Here is a 17,088-nt window from a genome sequence, read left to right on the forward strand (position 1 = left end):
AGATGGCGCAGTTCCAGTTCGGCAGTTTTACCAAAGCGCGCGTTGAAACCTTCAGCGACGGGGTTTTCGTGGTGATTGTAACCCTGCTGGTGTTCGATTTGAAATTTCCTAAAATTGACGCGCCGACCAATGCCGCCGTCTGGCAGGGAATTCTGGTCACTATGCCCAAACTGCTGAGTTGGGTCAATAGCCGCGTCGGCGGTCCGATTTCTGATTGTGTGTGTCATCTGGATGAAACGGTCCGGCGTTCCGGCATCACCGGCTGATGGATATGTTTCGGGGTATCGACGCGGGTATTTTCTGGCTCAACAACATCCTGCTCATGACCTGCGCCCTGATTCCGTTCCCAACGAGCGTGCTCGGCGATTACCCCACAACGCCGGTGGCCGTTTGTTTTTATGGCGTATGCCTGGCACTTCCCGCGCTGTGTTTCAGTTTACTCAGGATGTATGTGCTGCGCCACCCGGACTTACTGAACAATGAGGTTAGTATTGCCGTTTTTCGACGGGGCATCTGGCTGTCGTTGATTTACGGTCCCTCGCTCTATTTGTTTGGGGCGGGGCTGAGCTGGGTCAGCACGAATCTGGCATTTGCCGTGTATTTTTTTATTCCTGTTTATTTCATTTTCCCTAAAGCTGTCAAAGCAAACTAAATCTTATCTCAACAAGATGCGCCAATCGGGCAGGCCACTAATGTAGCCCAATTGCTACCAAAGCTGACACCCCTACGGGGCTGAAGCCGATGGGGGTACGATAGGCTTCAGCCCCGTAGGGTGTAGCAATAGACCAGGCGTAACATCAGTTAGTAAGCCTGGCGTGTAAAAATTGACGTATTGAAAAATCAATCCTATAGTCTCCACCCGTTTCTGCTGGCGAAGGCAATTACCATTCCGCATCTCAAACGCCGTCGCCGGATTTGGGCCTTTCTGCCTGCCGACTACAACGACCGCCCGGACAAACACTATCCGGTTGTGTACGTTCACGACGCGCAAAATGTGTTTGAGGGCTGGAAAGCCCCTTACGGAACCTCCTGGGAGATGCACAACACCATGCGACGGCTGGGCTGGGAAGGCGTTACCGAGTCCATTATTATTGGCATCGAACACGGGCGGAAACGGCGGGTGCGGGAGTTTTTGCCCCTCACCCGCGAGGGCGATTTTGCCCTGGAGGGCAACGCCTACGCCGATTTTATTGCCAATACCCTCAAGCCGTTTGTGGATAAAAAGCTCCGCACCCTGCCGGGTCGGGAGCATACCGCCTTAGTTGGCTCGTCGATGGGAGGACTGATTACACTCTATACCGGCCTGAAGCATCAGGACGTGATTAGCAAATTAGGCGTGTTTTCACCGTCATTCTGGGCGGCTCCGGCCCTGTATCCGCTGGTGCAGCGCGTGGGGCGGCATTACCCCATGAAAATCTACCTGACGGCCGGGGCCAAAGAAGGCAGCAGCACGGCGCAGCGAACCGAACACATGTTCCACACGCTGAACCAATCGGGATTTCCAGTGCATGAACTCTATTTAGGCATTCGGCCCGATGGTCGTCACAACGAACTTTTCTGGCAGCGCGAATTCGCGACGTGCTATCGGTGGTTGCTTCACTAAATTTAGTCGACTGTTTGCTCATCTGACCCGCCTTCCATCCTACGTTTTTCTTCCAGCAGTTCGTCAATCCGAAGCACGTCGTATAAATCTTTTGGTCGCCGGGCCAGAATTTTGGTTTCGCGTAAATCGTTAATGTGGAGAAAATACGCTTTGTGGTCGCCCTCACTCGTCCATACCTTAGCCCGCTGACGGCACTCATCGTAATTCAGCCGAAAATGCACCTGAGTCAGTACATCAATGGGCCCTTCCGAAATACGAATAATCTGCGGTTGTGTAAAATCAGCCGCCCGCAATAAGGTTAAATCATCTTCATCGTAGCCTGCGTCCAGCAGCACATTCATGAACCGGTCCCGATTTTCATTGGTTGGCTGAAGCCAGACATCGGCATCCTGCGTAAACCGAACAATGCCATTGAATAGCAGCGCCAGCCCGCCGATTAGAATATACTCGACGCCGTGCCGCTCTGCCGAAGCCACAAAATTCAGAAAATCGCTGTTCTCTACATCCATGACGGGCGGGCTATTGTAATACGTTTGGCCGTAGGCGTCCGCTTTCCCATCAACTCAGCATGGAGTCGTCTCATAGCGACATACACCGTCCATAACTCCTCTGGTGACTTACGGGCATTTTCGCGAATCAGTTCCCGGTCCGGCTCGTTGAGGTCGTTATAAATGGTTATCGTTCGTTTCTTTTTCATAGCTGTCTCATTTCACAAACAACAGCCTGGGCTCCAGCAGTTGATTTACGCACTAACTAGTTCGTTTGATGACCCTACTAAAGTTAGTAGTTCTTGTGTTGGTGGAACTTCAGGTCCGCTTGCTTTTAGTTGTTCCTGAAAATGTTTAAACGATGATAACCCGTTAAGCACTTTCTGGTCTTCGTCAGATTTGAAAAAGGCGGTATGAATAAAGGTTTTTCCATCGGCACTCAGGCAAGCATTGTAATTGATACCCGGATGATTTAGTCGTTGTAAATCGTTCATTACAGCATTTATATTTGCCTGATTTTGTGCTGTAAATTCTGTTTTCGTTGTATAAATTACTTTTACGATCTTCATTTTATTAGTTTATTTAGTGTTGCTATTTAGTTCGGATTCTTTTTTCAGATCAGCCGCAAATTGCTCGAAGGACTGATCGAAGGAGGGAATCATTCTGGCAAACAGCGGAAAGAGTGGGCCGCCTATTTTTTCCGTCATGCAAAACAGAACTGATTTGTCGCCATTTTTAGCAAGTGTATATAGTCTATTGCCCATTGCATCCCCCCAGGCAAGCTTATTTTCAGGGTGAAATTGTTTCACTTTCAGCTTAAATGTTCGTTTGGGGTCAAGCGTTGATTTTAGGCTGATCTTTTCGTTGGCTGCTATGTTGCCCTCGATAGAAATAACCGTAGAATTCCATCTCGGATAATCAGATGCGTTGGTTAATAATGCCCAGACGATTGAGGGGGGGCTTTAATTTCGGTGCTTACCGTAGTTTCCCGGCTGAATAGTTTCCTTATGGTAGTAGCCTTACCATCTTGTGCGTTTACTGGGGTTGCCATAATCGGATTAAGTTGTGTTTACTATCTCTGAATACCTATTTCCAACCTTTGACGATTGAGGTAAACAAAACGATAGCCTAAGCGGTCATATTTTCCAGATATTTTTCCATAACTTTCCTATTATGCTCTAAATGATGAAGTTGTAATTCGGCAGCGTTGGATGTCAAGGGGTCAATTCCCTGAACTACCTTCACACGCAAGTCAAACAAATGCGCTTTGTCCGTTTTTCCGGCCTCTCTTACCATATCAATTTTTACGGCTTCCTCCTGAAACTTTTGCTTTGGGTTAAATAATCCATTCAACTCTGAGCATTGATGACAAATGCCCTGCTTATTGATCAGCGCACATCTGCCGTCAAAAATATGGATCATTTTTGACCGGCTCGTATGCAGATAATATTTTACCATTGCTTCGGTAATATCAAGAATCTGGCTGATCTCAGTGACCTTAAATTCATAGACTTCTTTCAGCAAAAGGCTTATCTGTTGCTCCAAAGGCAGGGATTTAGCGATGCAGGTAAAACAGAAAGCTATATGTTCTCTTATTTCAAACTGCCCATGCGGTGAAGTCGAGCGGATAGTCATCGCTTCCTGGAAGAATTTCGGATCAGAAAGTGCGGCTTCTTTTGTAATATCAGTGACATGCTCCACCCAGCGTTTTCTGGCCCGCAGATTATCTTTAGCGAGATTAGAAGCAATTGCAAATAGCCATGTTTTTAAGGAAGACTGTTGCTTAAATGTATCCAGTTTTTCAGTAGCCCTAATGTACGTATCCTGAACAATGTCTTCCATATCTGCCTTACTTGCAGTTATCCGCAAAATATAGGATTTCATTTGTCCGCTCGACAGTTGAAATTCCTCAGTTAGTTGATCTATCGTCATTAGAAGGGGATATAACCCGGCATCGGGTAAATCATAGGTAAGCTTTCCCTAAAAGTCATCAATCAGCCTCTTACTTTACAAACAACAACTCCCGGTACTTCACCAACGGCCAGTCTTCATCGTCCACGACTTCTTCGAGTTTGTCTACCTCGTAGCGAATCAGCTCAAAATGGTCTTTCACGTCGGTGGCGTAGAGTCGGGCGCGTTCGGCGGTGTCGGTCACGTTGTTGGCTTTCTTGCGCGACTCAATCATGGCTTCTACCCCTTTCTTGATAACGATAATGCGGGTCGAAATCTCGCGCAGGATGTCTTTGATGGGTTCAGCTTCGGCGTTCATACCCAACTCCACTAAATGGCGGGCGGTTTCGGCTAATTTATTCTGGTATTTAAGCGCTGTTGACACAATGTGGTTCATGGCCAGGTCGCCCATCACGCGCGACTCGATTTGCACATTTTTGATGTACTTCTCGAGTTCGATTTCATACCGGGATTCAACCTCGGCATGGCTCAGTACGCCCGTCCGCTCGAACAGCGCCAGCGATTCGGGTTGTACATACACACCCAGCGCTTCGGGCGATGATTTGATGTTCGACAAGCCCCGTTTGGCTGCTTCCTCCACCCACTCATCGGAATAGCCATTGCCCTCGAACAGAATCCGTTTGGTGTTGGTGTAGTATTCTTTCAGGATGTCGACAATAGCTAATTCTTTCTTTTCGCCCCGTGCCAATCGTCCGTCGAGGTCGGTTTTGAACTTATTGAGTTGGTCGGCGACAATGGCGTTCAGCACCGTCATGGTGGAGGCCGAATTGGCCGAACTGCCCACCGCCCGAAACTCGAATTTATTCCCTGTGAAGGCAAACGGTGAGGTTCGGTTGCGGTCGGTATTGTCACGCATCAGGCTCGGAATCCGGTTCAGGCCGAGTTTATAATAGACGTTATCGCCCTTGTTCACCGTCACTTCCGACTTTGTTTCCAGGTCGTCGAGCGCCTGCGTCAGCGACTCTCCCAGAAAGATGGAAACGATAGCAGGTGGAGCTTCGTTGGCGCCCAGCCGGTGTTCGTTTCCGGCCGAGGCAATGCTCGCCCGCAGCAAATCGGCATTGTCGTGAACGGCCTTGATAACGTTGACTAAGAAGGTTAGAAACCGCAGGCTTTCTTTCGGCTTGGTACTGGGAGCCAGCAGGTTAACCCCCGTATTGGTACCCATCGACCAGTTGTTGTGCTTGCCGGAGCCGTTGACCCCCGCAAATGGTTTCTCGTGGAAAAGCACTTTTAGGTTATGCCGCTCCGATATTTTCTCCATTAAATCCATCAACAGCGCGTTATGGTCAACGGCTAAATTAACTTCTTCAAAGGTTGGCGCTACTTCAAACTGACCCGGTGCCACTTCGTTATGGCGGGTGCGAACGGGCATACCGAGTTTCATCGACTCGAACTCGAAGTCGACCATGAAGGCGTTGACGCGGGGCGGAATGGACCCAAAATAATGGTCTTCCAACTGCTGCCCCCGCGCGGGTGCGTGCCCAAACACGGTGCGGCCTGCCAGTACTAAATCGGGCCGGGCGTAGAACAGGGCGCGGTCGACCACGAAATACTCCTGCTCCGGTCCGAGCGTGGGCGTTACTTTAGTAATATTCCGGTCGAAGTATTGGCAAACGGCCGTAGCGGCTTTGTCCAGCGCATTGAGGGCTTTCAGTAATGGTGTTTTGTAATCTAAAGCCTCGCCCGTGTAGGCAATAAATACCGATGGAATACAGAGCGTTTTGCCGCCCGCGCCATTATCCATCAAAAACGCGGGCGAACTGGGGTCCCAGCCGGTGTAGCCGCGAGCCTCGAACGTATTGCGTAAGCCACCATTCGGGAACGACGATGCATCGGGTTCCTGCTGCACCAGCGCGCTGCCCTTGAATTTCTCAACGGCTTTCCCATCTACTGTAATATCAAAAAAAGCGTCGTGTTTTTCGGCTGTTTCACCCGTCAGTGGCTGAAACCAGTGAGTATAGTGGGTCGCGCCTTTCGAGGTGGCCCACGATTTCATGGCTCCGGCTACTTCATCGGCAATGGCGCGGTCAATCTGGCCGTTGGTATTGATGGCTTCCGTTACTTTCAGGTAGGCCTCCGTTGAGAGCAGCGTCCGCATTACTTCGTTATTAAACGTATTGCTACCGAAAAAATCACCAACGCGCTCAGTGGGGGCAGTTACCAGTATAGCCTGGCGGCTTTGGGCAATTTCAAGCGCTTTAAACCGAAAATTAGACATTAGGTGATCTGTAGGTTTAGGATGAAAATTTAATCAAACATAGGGAAAAAAGAAGGAAAGGTACAGAGCCAGTAAGGTCAACAAAAAAGCCCGACCACTCGCGCGGTCGGGCTTCGGCAACTATATAGTTTGGCTTACGCCGTTTCCAGTACATCAGCCGATTTAACGGTTTTGATGATAACCGCTGCGACTTTGTAGGGATCAGCCGCCGAGTTGGGCCGACGATCTTCGAGCCAGCCTTTCCAGCCGCGCTCTACCGTAGCGATTGGAATACGGATTGATGCGCCCCGGTCCGAAATACCGTAGGAGAACTGGTCGATGGACTGGGTTTCGTGCTTGCCCGTCAGGCGTAGTTCGTTGTCGGCGCCATACACCGCGATGTGCGCTTTGATAATTTCCGGGGGTGAGAACGACTGGCAAATTTTATCATATACTTCTTTGCTACCCGATGTGCGGAGAGCCGTATTCGAGAAGTTGGCGTGCATACCCGAGCCGTTCCAGTCGGTAGCGCCCAGCGGCTTGCAGTGCCAGTTGATGGATACATCATAGGTTTCACCGATGCGTTCCAGGAGGTAGCGGGCTATCCAGATCTGGTCGCCGGCAGCTTTGGCACCTTTGGCAAAAATCTGGAACTCCCACTGACCCGTTGCCACCTCAGCATTAATACCTTCAACGTTCAGGCCAGCATCTAAGCAAACGTCAAGATGTTCTTCAATAATATTACGACCGTAGGCGTTTTGCGCGCCCACTGAGCAATAATACGGACCTTGTGGCCGGCTTGGAAAGCCTTCCTCGGGGAAACCAAGGGGTTTGTCAATGGACGTATCCCACAGGAAATACTCCTGCTCAAAGCCAAACCAGAAGTCATTATCGTCATCTTCAATGGTAGCCCGCCCATTCGATACGTGGGGCGTCCCGTTGGCATTCAGCACTTCGCACATAACCAGGTAGCCGTTCTTGCGCTGCGGGTCAGGGCAGATAAAAACGGGTTTCAGCAAACAGTCCGACGAACCACCCTCGGCCTGTTCGGTCGACGATCCATCAAACGACCAAAGCGGGCAATCTTCCAGTTCACCCGAAAAATCAGCTTCAATTTTCGTTTTGGACCGTAAGCTTTGGGTGGGCTTATAGCCATCGAGCCAAATGTATTCTAACTTCGCCTTTGCCATAATGTACAAGTGAGTTTATTGAATAGGGGTTTTGTTACGATACTTTTAGCAAATATAGTATGGCTTTACAATAACTTATTAATGCCAATAGGCACTTTAGCCATATTTTTTATTGGTTTTATGGAAAAATTATAATTAAAATTCGTTTGGTACAGTAAAACACAATATTTACTACAAATTTTTGGCGCTTAAGAATACAAGGCGAATTTTCTCAAAAAAGCATAGTTTCACTCATTTTCGGGTAAAAAAACTCCCTTTCCATACTATAAAGTGAAACTACAGGCGAAAAATCACTTGTTTGTTGTGCCCGAAGGTAGCTGCGGGCGGGCAGACGGATTAATTGAATCGAAACGTTCAGAAACGGCAGGCATAACGGCGTCGTGCCGGGCATTCTATACAGGCTTTTCATGACTTGACAAGAGAACGAATTGGCGGATTTCGCCTTAACCACCTCATACCGGCAGGTAATAGGTTAACTTCATCAGCTAATTGACTCGCTTAGGCAACCGCCAGTCGAAAGTAAAAAGCCACTCCGGGTTCTACATCGTTGTGCAGCCCAATGCTGCCCCCCATTGCCTGAATAAACTCTTTGGAAATAGCTAAGCCTAAGCCCGTTCCGCTAAACTGACCGGTTAAACCTGGGGCTTTAAAGTATCGGTCAAAGACGAGCTCGCGGTGCTCTGGTCGTAAACCCGGTCCGTAGTCACGAACGGTGAATTCAACCTGCTCACCCAGATGGCGGGCCGTAATGTCGATGGGCGACTGCTCCGGGCTATGCCGGATGGCATTCGACAGAAAGTTAATCAGCACCCAGGATGCTTTGTCCTGGTCGGCTTTAACGAAGGGTAACTCAGGTGACATCGTTAGCGCGAAATGGATCTGTTTCTGCTCTGCCTGCGTCCGCAGGGCATTGGTGGCCCCCTGCACCAAATCGGTTGGGTTTACGGATTGCATCTGAAGTTGTATTTGGCCGGATTCGACCTGTGCCATGTTGAGTAACTCACCGGTTAATCGTAATAACCGGTCGGCGTTTTCCCCTACATGGGTTATCATCTCCTGCTGCTCACCAGTCAACTTACCCAATCGTTTGTCTAACAAGAGCTTCAGGCTCATCTTGATGGCCGAGATGGGGGTTTTCAGTTCGTGCGAAACGGTAGCGATAAAATTGGTTTTGGCAAGGTCCAGTTCTTTGTAGGACGTAATGTTCTGCAAAACAATCATGTACCCAGCGTGAATCGTCTGGGTCTCACCGGTAGGCGTTACTTCGACTGCGTGAATCTGTTTCGAGAAGTAACTTTCCTTGCCTTTACCGATAGAACCGGGATCGTAAATTTTCAGTAGATTACTGCCCGGTTCCGTACCAGGCAGCCCGTTTGCCGATGATGTCTCCCCGCCCGCGAGGTCAGCCATAATCTCCTGAATCAGCGACCGTAGTAAATCATTGGATGTAGCTACGTCGGGGGCATATTTGCCGATTAATTGCTGCCTCTCCACGCCCAGTAAGCGTTCGGCTACTGGATTAATAAACAGAATCCGGCGTTTCTCGTCTAAGCCGATGATGCCGTCCGGCATGATTTCCACCAGTGTGTCGATTCGTTTTTTTTCAAACAGGACCCGCGCCAGATTTGAGTGTTCGTACTCATCCAGTTTTTGGGTCATTGAATTGAACGAACGGGCCAGTTCGCCAAACTCATCGCTCGAACGGACGTGCAGCCGCTCTTCAAAGTTGCGACTGGCCACCTGTTTGATACCCCGTGTCAGTTCCCGGACCGGGTTGGCAATGTAGCTGGGAATGTTGATGACGAACGAAAAAACAATGAGAACGCAAAAGGTGCCAATGGACCCCAGCCAGATCAGCGCATCTCTGGCGGTTTGTTCCGCCGTTTGGCTTTTTCGGATAATGGCCTGTCGGTTCAAATCATCAATAGCAAATAAATGCTGTCGGATGCGGTTGATCGTAATTGCATCAGTAGCCCCACCCCGCAGTCGATTAAATTCCCGGCGCACGGTGCTGGTGGCCTGCTGTTCACCTACTTCCGTAACGTTGGCTTCCTGTTTTTTAAGGTTCGTCTCAAAGTCAGTGAGCGCATCGGGATCGTCGAGCGTGGTTAACGCTTTCTGCATGTTGCTGACAAATTCCAGCGAAATGTAATTATCTTTCAGAATCGCCTTAGAATCCTCCGACAACTGGTTCAGATAAAAGGCTCCTAACCCGCCCAGCACCAGAATAATGGTAAAGAGAAAGAATAACGAGAGCGATACTTTGGTTTTGAGCGTCATGGTCAGGAGAGAATGATCAAGTCTGTGTCTGACTCCGAGAGCCGGTTCAGAAGCTGGTTGAAGGCAAACGTGCGGAGTATGATCTGAATCAGGTTGAAGTGGGGTTTACCAATGCAAACCGTTGTGACGTTCCGTTTTTGGACCTCTTCCATAATGCAGTTCACCACATCACTACCCTTCGCCTGAATCACCTCCGCGCCCAATTCGGTGGCCAGCTTAAAGTTATTGATAAGGTGTCGTTGTATATCCAGGCGAATGCGGTCGGGGTCTTCAGCCGGTGTTTGTACGTAGAGAACGTACCAGCGCGAATTAAAATAAGCCGCTAAACGGGCGGTTTTGCGAATCACCCGACGGGCAATGTCCGGGTTTGAGCTGATACTGGCCAGAAACCGCTCCGATCTGGCCTGCACGTTGGGCGGCAGCGAGGTTTCAATTTTTCGCTCGACGGCCGTAGCCACTTCAAGCAAAGCCAGTTCGCGGAGTTGTAGAATCTTCTCCGGCTGAAAAAAATTGGTCAGCGCCGTGGCTACTTTCGCCTTATCGTAGATTTTACCGTCTTTGAGCCGGGCAATCAATTCATCGGCCGTCAAGTCGATATTAACCACCTCATCGGCCATATGCAGGACTTTGTCCGGTACACGTTCCGTTACATCGACGCCCGTAATTTCATGTACGTCATCGTATAAACTTTCGATGTGCTGTATATTAACCGCCGAAATCACGTTGATACCGGCATCTAAGATTTCCAGCACGTCCTGCCAGCGTTTTTCGTTTTTAGAACCCGGAATATTGGTATGGGCCAGTTCATCAACAATGGCCAGCTCGGGGTGCGTATTGATGACAGTCTGTACATCCATCTCTTCCAGTTCACGCCCTTTGTAAAATAGTTTCCGGCGGGGAATAATGGGTAGCCCCACAATCAACGCCTGGGTTTCGGCACGGTTGTGCGTTTCGATAAAGCCGATTTTCACGTCGATACCGCTTTTCAACAGCGCATGAGCTTCCTGCAACATGCGGTAGGACTTGCCCACTCCCGCACTCATACCAATGTAAATTTTGAACTTGCCCCGGCGGGACTGTTGAATGAGCCGCAGGAAGTGTTCGGCAGATTGGTCTCGGTCGTCGGTCATAGCTCAGTTAATCAGAATTTCGGTTCGTGACAGCCGTCAGGATAAACAAAAAAGCACAAGCCAATCCATTGGCCACTATTCCAATTGATCAGCGATTACTATGGTTGGCCAGGACTATTAGGATAACCGCCACCAAATTGGCCCGAACGACAGGGTAGGCAGACTATTCCAGGCCAGCATAACCCATATCAACGGCATACCGATTATCAGGCCATTCAGTAGGGAATTGTGGTTTAGTTTCACGGATACAGCAGCCATTGTATGCCGATATAAGGAAGTAATCATACAATGGCCGAAGGCTTCTCAGCCGATCCGTTCAACGTATGATTTTCTACGCAGAAGCTGCCCCATTCTGTTCTTTTCGTTGCTGTAGCCCTTATATGAACGGACTCTGAGAAATTAAAACTTAAAAATCGCTGCCATACCCAGCGTTGACTGGCTCTTTACGGCTTTCCGATCGCCATCAATGAACTTGTTCTTACTATAGCTGTCCACCCGAAACTCAGGTTTCAGAAGCACATGCCCACTGCCGGTGATGATATTGCCCGTAATGGTGAGCGCATTAATCGTTACGCCACTGCCATCGGCTGCCAGCAACGCCCGTGCGGCACCCGCGTTATCAAAGTATTCATAGCGGGCACCCAAACTAAACTTCCCCGAAAAGGCATAGTTGGCATACCCGGCTATTCCGCCCCAGTTCGTTGATTTGGGCGTATATGAACCCGTTGCATACGGATTGCCCCCCTGCTGATAGCCTCCCTTCTGCCAGCCCGTTACGGCATTCAGGCCCAACAGAAACTTGTCGGTAATCTGGCAGGAGGTGGTCAGGTCATAGATCGCATACATACCCGTCGAATCTTTGCCATTGGCTTTTTTGTCGGCTTCGTTCGAGATGGCTGTGTTCAGATACACGTTCCAGCCTTTGGCCGGGCTGACGAATAACTGGGCAATGAAGCCCTTCGCGTGGTTGTTGTCATAAATTCGGTCGATGTTGTTGACAACGCCCACCATCAGATAAGCCCGGTCGCTGAAGGCATACTGCGCTTTCAGCCCGATGTGATAGAAGGGTCCGTTATTAAAGAGGTTTGAGAGCGAATAATTGTAGTTGACCGGCGCGTCGATTACTTCATAGCCAATGTGGGTACCGAACTGGCCAGCCGTGAACGTTAGTTTGGGGGAAGCCTTTAAGGTAAAATACAACTGTTTGATGGCCAATGAACTGGAGGTAGATGCTCCACTATTCAGCGAAAACACGTTGCCATAGTTGCCCAGGTCGGCAAACGGTCCGAAAATAAGGTCAATCACGGCATCGACGTTATCGGATGTATAAGTGGCTTTGCCCTGCACCAGACCGATACCGAACTGGCCTGCCCGCTGGTCGAAGGCCCGTGCACCCCCGCCCACGCCCGTGTTCAACTGGTCGAAAGGCTGGTTGAAGTTGCCAAAATAATATGTATCTAAGTAACCCGTAATCGCGAACTTACCACCAGCAGTGGCAACCGGAACAGTGTTAGAAACGACGGGGGTTGGCCTAGAAACAGCCTGCTTTGATGTAGCGGTTGTATCAATCACCTGAGCAAATGCGCTCAGTATGGGAGCGGCCATCAAAACCGATAAACTAAATAGTTTTTTCATTTCATTGTCGCCGTAGCGACGGTTTTGTTGGAAATTCCGAACAATAGCGTCTGGTTGGTTAATAAATCGAGGTACTTAATAGGTCAGGTACTCGGCAATGGGGCCAATGGACAGGGCTGGAAAGAAGCTTAACGCGCCGAGGATAATAATGACAGCGGTTAGCAGTAGTCCGAACGTCCACGATTCGGTTGGCAGCACCCCCATCGTAGGCGGTGTGTACCGTTTTTCAAACAGCAGCCCCCCAATGGCCAGTGGCCCGATGATGGGAGCGAACCGCCCGAAGAACATGACCACCCCCGTTGAGATATTCCAAAAGGGCGTGTTGTCACCCAATCCCTCGAACCCAGACCCGTTCCCGGCCGCCGACGAAACGTATTCATACAATATCGTTGTGAAGCCGTGAAAGCCGGTCGGTCGGGTGGTCCCGTTGCTTAGCCAGCCGATGTCGGGATTGACATTCTGAATCGCTACGGCCACGCCTGTCGCAGCCAAATACAGCAGGGTCAGGATGACGATGACGAATGTTGCAATCTGAATTTCGGGTATGCCCACTTTCTTACCCAGGAGTTCGGGCGTTCGGCCAATCATCAGACTGCCAATAAAAATGGCGATGATGATGTAGAGAAACATGTACAGAAAACCCGTACCCACCCCGCCGTAGAACGAATCCAACTGCATGCCCAGCAGCATGAACAAGCCCGAAAGGGGGGTGTAGCTGTCGTGCATAGAGGTGAGTGTACCCGCCGGAATAACGACGTTTACGCCACACCAGAAGGCCGACGCCAGCGTACCAAACCGCATTTCCTTGCCCTCTAAACTGCCTTGCGTCTGGTCAATGCCCAGTTGGCTGATTGCTGTGTTACCACCCAGTTCCTGCTGAATCGTCGGAATGGTCAGGACTAACCAGCAACCAGTCATGATCGTGAACAGGATAATGGCCAGCTTCCGGCGGTTCAGAAAATAGCCCAGGAAGACGACAAACGCCATCGGCAGCAGAAACACGTTGATCAGGTTCAGGATGTAGCTGGCGAAGTTGGGGTTCTCGAATGGGTGCGCCGTATTCGCCCCGAAGAATCCCCCGCCATTCGAGCCGAGGTGCTTGATAGTCAGCATGGCCGCTACTGGCCCGGTCGATACCGTTTGCTCCGCACCTTGCAGAGTTTTAATGACCTGATACGGCTCGAACGTCATTGGAACGCCCATAAACAGTAGTAAAACAGCCCCGATTAACGACAAAGGGACAAACACCCGTGTGATCGACCGCACGAAATCCTGATAGAAGTTGCCCACGTTTGTGCTGGTTATATCCTGCAACGACCGCACCACCACCACGCCAACGGCCAGACTTGTTCCCGCCGATACGAATTGCAGAAACGTTAACACGGCCATCTGGGTAAAATAGGTTGCCCCGCTCTCGCCCGAATAATGCTGTAGATTGGTACTGGTCAGGAAACTGATCGCTGTATTAAAGGCCAGCGTCCATTCCATCGATGGAATGTTGGCTTGGTTCCAGATGGGAATGTCCGCCTGTACCAACAGTAGCACGAAGGCGTAAATCAACCAGATTCCGTTAATGATGAGCATAGTCACCGCGTACTGCCGCCACGTCATCGGCTGAGCGGGGTCAACGCCCCCAAGCTGGTAAATCAACCGCTCCAGCGGAGCCATAAAGTTGAACGGCGGTCGGATGGCTGCACTTTCGCCGTCGCGGTAAGGTTTCCTCTCAAAGACCTGGTTGAGGTAACGGCCAACCAGAATAGCCAAGCCAACGGCCACTCCGAAGAGCAGCACCAGACCAATCCCTTGCGTAATCATAATAGTCTCTGATTATTAACCGGGCCAACCGGTTAACAACCGGACGAACCGGCTATGATTTACTTAAGTTGGTCAAGCGCTACGTTCAGGGCTAACACATTCACTTTTGAGGGGCCGAAGATTCCCAGCAGTGGACCTTCCGTTTGTTGGTCAACCAACTGCGTCAGTCGCTCGGTAGATAAGCCGCGTACTTTGGCAATCCGGGCAACCTGAATTTTAGCGCCGGCAGGCGACAAATCCGGATCGAGACCCGAACCCGAAGCCGTTACTAATTCAGCCGGAATATCTGCTTTGTTCACGCCGGGGTTATGTACCAGGAATGTGTCGATACGAGTCTGAACGGTTTTCAAATAATCGGGGTTGGATGGCCCTTTGTTCGACCCGGCCGACCCGGCTGCATTGTAATCCACTGCCGACGGGCGACTATTGAAATACCGATCTTCAGTGAATTTCTGGCCAATTAGTTTATACCCAACCACCCGGCCATTGACCATAACGGTTTCGCCTTTGCCCCCACCCGGTGCCAGGCGGGCAATGCCTGCCACAACCAAAGGATAAACGACGACTAAGATAACCAGCATGACAAGCGTCAGGCGAATGGCGGGTCCAATAGGTGTTTTCATGGTTTGTTTTGTTAGGCTGATTCGTCAGCCAGATAAAAAATCAGACAAATAACCCGACGGCTAAATCAATCAGTTTGATGCCGGCAAATGGCGCAACAAGCCCTCCTAAGCCGTAGATAAACAGGTTCCGGCGGAGCAGCGACGAAGCCCCAATCGGCTTGTATTCCACCCCGCGCAGCGCCAGCGGAATCAGCATTGGAATGATGATGGCGTTAAAAATTACGGCCGACAAAATTGCCGATTCGGGTGAGTGCAGCTTCATGATGTTCAGCGCCTGCAAGGCTGGAATCGACAGGGTAAACAGAGCCGGAACGATGGCAAAATATTTGGCTACGTCGTTGGCAATGCTGAAGGTGGTAAGCGTACCCCGCGTGATAAGTAGTTGCTTACCGATTTCAACGACCTCGATTAGCTTGGTCGGGTCGTTGTCTAAGTCCACCATGTTGCCCGCTTCTTTGGCCGCCTGCGTGCCGGAGTTCATGGCCACACCCACGTCGGCCTGCGCCAGTGCGGGCGCATCGTTGGTACCGTCACCCATCATGGCCACGAGTTTACCGCCCGTTTGCTCGTGCCGGATGTAGTTCATTTTGTCTTCCGGTGTGGCCTGGGCAATGAAGTCATCAACCCCCGCTTTTTCGGCGATGAATTTGGCTGTCAGGGGGTTGTCGCCTGTTACCATTACCGTTTTCACACCCATTTTCCGGAGCCGGTCGAAGCGTTCGGAAATGCCCGGCTTAATGATGTCCTGTAGTTCGATTACGCCCTTAACTTCCTCATTTTCAATCACGACTAAGGGCGTTCCCCCGTTCGCGGCAATTTTCCGGGACTGTTCCTCCGTTTCGTTTGGAAATGGATTTCCAGCCCGTGTCACGATGGTCCGAATGGAGTCGGTTGCGCCCTTGCGGATGCGCGCGCCGGATGGCAGATCAATGCCCGACGAGCGGGTTTCAGCCGTGAACTTAATGAGTTTGGCGCCGGTCGTGTTCAGATTCCGGGTAACATCGGTCCCCCAATCTCCAGTACGGGCCAGTTCAACAATGGATTTTCCTTCCGGTGTTTCATCGGCCAGCGAACTCAGGGCCGAAATCCGAATCATATCGGCCTGGTTAATGCCCGGCGCGGGGTAGAAATGGGTGGCTTTCCGGTTGCCAATGGTAATCGTACCGGTCTTATCCAGCAACAGCGTGTCGATATCGCCCGCCGTTTCAACAGCCCGCCCCGACTTGGCAATCACGTTGGCCCGCAAAGCCCGGTCCATACCGGCAATGCCGATGGCGGACAACAGCCCGCCAATGGTGGTTGGAATCAGGCAGACGAACAGCGAAATCAGGGCCGCAATCGTGATGGGCGTGCTGGCATAATCGGCGAAGGGCTTCAGCGCCACACAAACGATGATAAAAATCAACGTAAAACCCGCCAGCAAAATCGTCAGGGCAATTTCGTTGGGCGTTTTTTGGCGGGTAGCTCCCTCAACGAGGGCGATCATTTTGTCGAGAAACGATTCGCCGGGCTGGGTCGTCACCTGCACTTTGATGCGGTCGGAGAGTACTTTTGTGCCCCCTGTAACGGACGATTTATCGCCCCCGGCTTCGCGAATCACCGGAGCCGATTCGCCCGTAATGGCCGATTCGTCGATGGTCGCCAGCCCTTCGACTATCTCGCCGTCGGATGGAATAATGTCGCCAGCTTCGCAGAGGAAAACGTCGCCTTTAACGAGTTGGGCCGATGAAATGATTTGTTCTTCATCGAGTTTGTGTTCGCCCACCGGGCGGATAACTTTGGCGGGCGTTTCCTGGCGCGTTTTGCGGAGCGACTCAGCCTGTGCTTTTCCCCGTGCTTCGGCAATGGCCTCGGCGAAGTTGGCGAACAGCACCGTAATCAGCAGAATAAGCGTAATGACCAGGTTGTAGCCCAGCGAGCCCTGCGTTTTATCGCCGGACAGGCCGATATAAACCGTCACCAGCACCATAATCAACGTGCCAACTTCAACGGTGAACATCACCGGATTCTTAATCAGAATAGCAGGGTTCAGTTTAATGAACGACGCCCGAATTGCCGTTCCTACAAGTTCGCGCTGGAACAGGCCTGGAGAGGCTGATTGCTTTGCCATTTTTGGTATCTGTCTTGAACTTTACTTCCGCTGAAAAACTGAT

General features: G+C 50.7%; 17 protein-coding genes. 3 read left to right on the forward strand and 14 right to left on the reverse strand.

Annotated elements, in window-relative coordinates; genetic code table 11:
- The first annotated feature begins 2 nt into the window (after positions 1-2).
- The 3 genes from ACYVI1_RS21585 (at position 3) to ACYVI1_RS21595 (ending at position 1,603) form a co-directional block, all read left to right on the forward strand.
- Complete coding sequence (locus ACYVI1_RS21585) at positions 3-266, forward strand: TMEM175 family protein (RefSeq protein WP_460912883.1); 264 nt, start codon at positions 3-5, stop codon at positions 264-266.
- The gene (locus ACYVI1_RS21590) at positions 266-652 is read left to right on the forward strand and encodes a TMEM175 family protein (RefSeq protein ID WP_460912884.1); all 387 of its coding nucleotides are present in this window, start codon (positions 266-268) and stop codon (positions 650-652) included. The genes ACYVI1_RS21585 and ACYVI1_RS21590 overlap by 1 nt, the downstream gene beginning before the upstream one ends.
- Positions 653-832: 180 nt before the next feature.
- Positions 833-1,603: an alpha/beta hydrolase gene (locus ACYVI1_RS21595; RefSeq protein WP_460912886.1), complete on the forward strand. Its 771-nt coding sequence runs from the start codon at positions 833-835 to the stop codon at positions 1,601-1,603.
- Between the two features lie 2 nt (positions 1,604-1,605).
- Here ACYVI1_RS21595 and ACYVI1_RS21600 read toward each other — a convergent pair whose 3' ends face one another.
- From ACYVI1_RS21600 to kdpB, 14 genes are all read right to left on the reverse strand, one after another.
- A complete protein-coding gene (locus ACYVI1_RS21600) occupies positions 1,606-2,112 on the reverse strand; it encodes a DUF6036 family nucleotidyltransferase (RefSeq protein WP_460912887.1) in 507 nt (168 codons plus the stop codon).
- Positions 2,103-2,300 (reverse strand): hypothetical protein, encoded by a 198-nt coding sequence (locus tag ACYVI1_RS21605; RefSeq protein WP_460912888.1) that lies wholly within the window; start codon positions 2,298-2,300, stop codon positions 2,103-2,105. The genes ACYVI1_RS21600 and ACYVI1_RS21605 overlap by 10 nt, the downstream gene beginning before the upstream one ends.
- A 45-nt stretch (positions 2,301-2,345) precedes the next feature.
- Positions 2,346-2,660 (reverse strand): hypothetical protein, encoded by a 315-nt coding sequence (locus ACYVI1_RS21610; protein WP_460912889.1) that lies wholly within the window; start codon positions 2,658-2,660, stop codon positions 2,346-2,348.
- Positions 2,661-2,669: 9 nt separating this feature from the next.
- The gene (locus ACYVI1_RS21615) at positions 2,670-2,900 is read right to left on the reverse strand and encodes an SRPBCC family protein (protein WP_460912890.1); all 231 of its coding nucleotides are present in this window, start codon (positions 2,898-2,900) and stop codon (positions 2,670-2,672) included.
- A gap of 319 nt (positions 2,901-3,219) precedes the next feature.
- Positions 3,220-3,975, reverse strand: coding sequence for an RNA polymerase sigma factor (locus tag ACYVI1_RS21620; protein ID WP_460912891.1), 756 nt, complete (start codon positions 3,973-3,975; stop codon positions 3,220-3,222).
- A gap of 118 nt (positions 3,976-4,093) precedes the next feature.
- On the reverse strand, positions 4,094-6,283 hold the full coding sequence (locus ACYVI1_RS21625) for a glutamine synthetase III family protein (protein ID WP_460912892.1): 2,190 nt from the start codon (positions 6,281-6,283) through the stop codon (positions 4,094-4,096).
- A 134-nt stretch (positions 6,284-6,417) separates the two neighbouring features.
- Positions 6,418-7,452 carry a glutamine synthetase beta-grasp domain-containing protein gene (locus tag ACYVI1_RS21630; protein WP_460912893.1) on the reverse strand — a complete coding sequence of 345 codons (1,035 nt, stop codon included), beginning with the start codon at positions 7,450-7,452 and terminating at the stop codon, positions 6,418-6,420.
- A 498-nt stretch (positions 7,453-7,950) separates the two neighbouring features.
- A complete protein-coding gene (locus ACYVI1_RS21635; protein WP_460912894.1) occupies positions 7,951-9,732 on the reverse strand; it encodes a sensor histidine kinase in 1,782 nt (593 codons plus the stop codon).
- 2 nt (positions 9,733-9,734) lie between these two features.
- A complete protein-coding gene (locus ACYVI1_RS21640) occupies positions 9,735-10,862 on the reverse strand; it encodes a sensor protein KdpD (RefSeq protein ID WP_460912895.1) in 1,128 nt (375 codons plus the stop codon).
- Positions 10,863-10,979: 117 nt separating this feature from the next.
- Complete coding sequence (locus ACYVI1_RS21645) at positions 10,980-11,147, reverse strand: hypothetical protein (RefSeq protein ID WP_460912896.1); 168 nt, start codon at positions 11,145-11,147, stop codon at positions 10,980-10,982.
- A gap of 114 nt (positions 11,148-11,261) precedes the next feature.
- Positions 11,262-12,497 carry a porin gene (locus ACYVI1_RS21650; protein WP_460912897.1) on the reverse strand — a complete coding sequence of 412 codons (1,236 nt, stop codon included), beginning with the start codon at positions 12,495-12,497 and terminating at the stop codon, positions 11,262-11,264.
- 75 nt (positions 12,498-12,572) lie between these two features.
- Complete coding sequence (kdpA, locus tag ACYVI1_RS21655) at positions 12,573-14,312, reverse strand: potassium-transporting ATPase subunit KdpA (RefSeq protein ID WP_460912898.1); 1,740 nt, start codon at positions 14,310-14,312, stop codon at positions 12,573-12,575.
- Positions 14,313-14,371: 59 nt separating this feature from the next.
- Positions 14,372-14,935: a K(+)-transporting ATPase subunit C gene (locus ACYVI1_RS21660; RefSeq protein ID WP_460912899.1), complete on the reverse strand. Its 564-nt coding sequence runs from the start codon at positions 14,933-14,935 to the stop codon at positions 14,372-14,374.
- A gap of 40 nt (positions 14,936-14,975) precedes the next feature.
- Positions 14,976-17,045 carry a potassium-transporting ATPase subunit KdpB gene (gene kdpB, locus ACYVI1_RS21665; RefSeq protein ID WP_460912900.1) on the reverse strand — a complete coding sequence of 690 codons (2,070 nt, stop codon included), beginning with the start codon at positions 17,043-17,045 and terminating at the stop codon, positions 14,976-14,978.
- Positions 17,046-17,088 lie beyond the last annotated feature (43 nt).

This window comes from Spirosoma areae, assembly GCF_054781775.1.

Coding starts and splice junctions, on each gene's coding strand:
- ACYVI1_RS21605 (WP_460912888.1), bottom strand. CDS start 2,300: ATGAAAAAGAAACGAACGATAACCATTTATAACGACCTCAACGAGCCG.
- ACYVI1_RS21660 (WP_460912899.1), bottom strand. CDS start 14,935: ATGAAAACACCTATTGGACCCGCCATTCGCCTGACGCTTGTCATGCTG.
- ACYVI1_RS21600 (WP_460912887.1), bottom strand. CDS start 2,112: ATGGATGTAGAGAACAGCGATTTTCTGAATTTTGTGGCTTCGGCAGAG.
- ACYVI1_RS21650 (WP_460912897.1), bottom strand. CDS start 12,497: ATGAAAAAACTATTTAGTTTATCGGTTTTGATGGCCGCTCCCATACTG.
- ACYVI1_RS21590 (WP_460912884.1), top strand. CDS start 266: ATGGATATGTTTCGGGGTATCGACGCGGGTATTTTCTGGCTCAACAAC.
- ACYVI1_RS21640 (WP_460912895.1), bottom strand. CDS start 10,862: ATGACCGACGACCGAGACCAATCTGCCGAACACTTCCTGCGGCTCATT.
- kdpB (WP_460912900.1), bottom strand. CDS start 17,045: ATGGCAAAGCAATCAGCCTCTCCAGGCCTGTTCCAGCGCGAACTTGTA.
- ACYVI1_RS21630 (WP_460912893.1), bottom strand. CDS start 7,452: ATGGCAAAGGCGAAGTTAGAATACATTTGGCTCGATGGCTATAAGCCC.
- ACYVI1_RS21635 (WP_460912894.1), bottom strand. CDS start 9,732: ATGACGCTCAAAACCAAAGTATCGCTCTCGTTATTCTTTCTCTTTACC.
- kdpA (WP_460912898.1), bottom strand. CDS start 14,312: ATGATTACGCAAGGGATTGGTCTGGTGCTGCTCTTCGGAGTGGCCGTT.
- ACYVI1_RS21585 (WP_460912883.1), top strand. CDS start 3: ATGGCGCAGTTCCAGTTCGGCAGTTTTACCAAAGCGCGCGTTGAAACC.
- ACYVI1_RS21610 (WP_460912889.1), bottom strand. CDS start 2,660: ATGAAGATCGTAAAAGTAATTTATACAACGAAAACAGAATTTACAGCA.
- ACYVI1_RS21620 (WP_460912891.1), bottom strand. CDS start 3,975: ATGAAATCCTATATTTTGCGGATAACTGCAAGTAAGGCAGATATGGAA.
- ACYVI1_RS21645 (WP_460912896.1), bottom strand. CDS start 11,147: ATGATTACTTCCTTATATCGGCATACAATGGCTGCTGTATCCGTGAAA.
- ACYVI1_RS21625 (WP_460912892.1), bottom strand. CDS start 6,283: ATGTCTAATTTTCGGTTTAAAGCGCTTGAAATTGCCCAAAGCCGCCAG.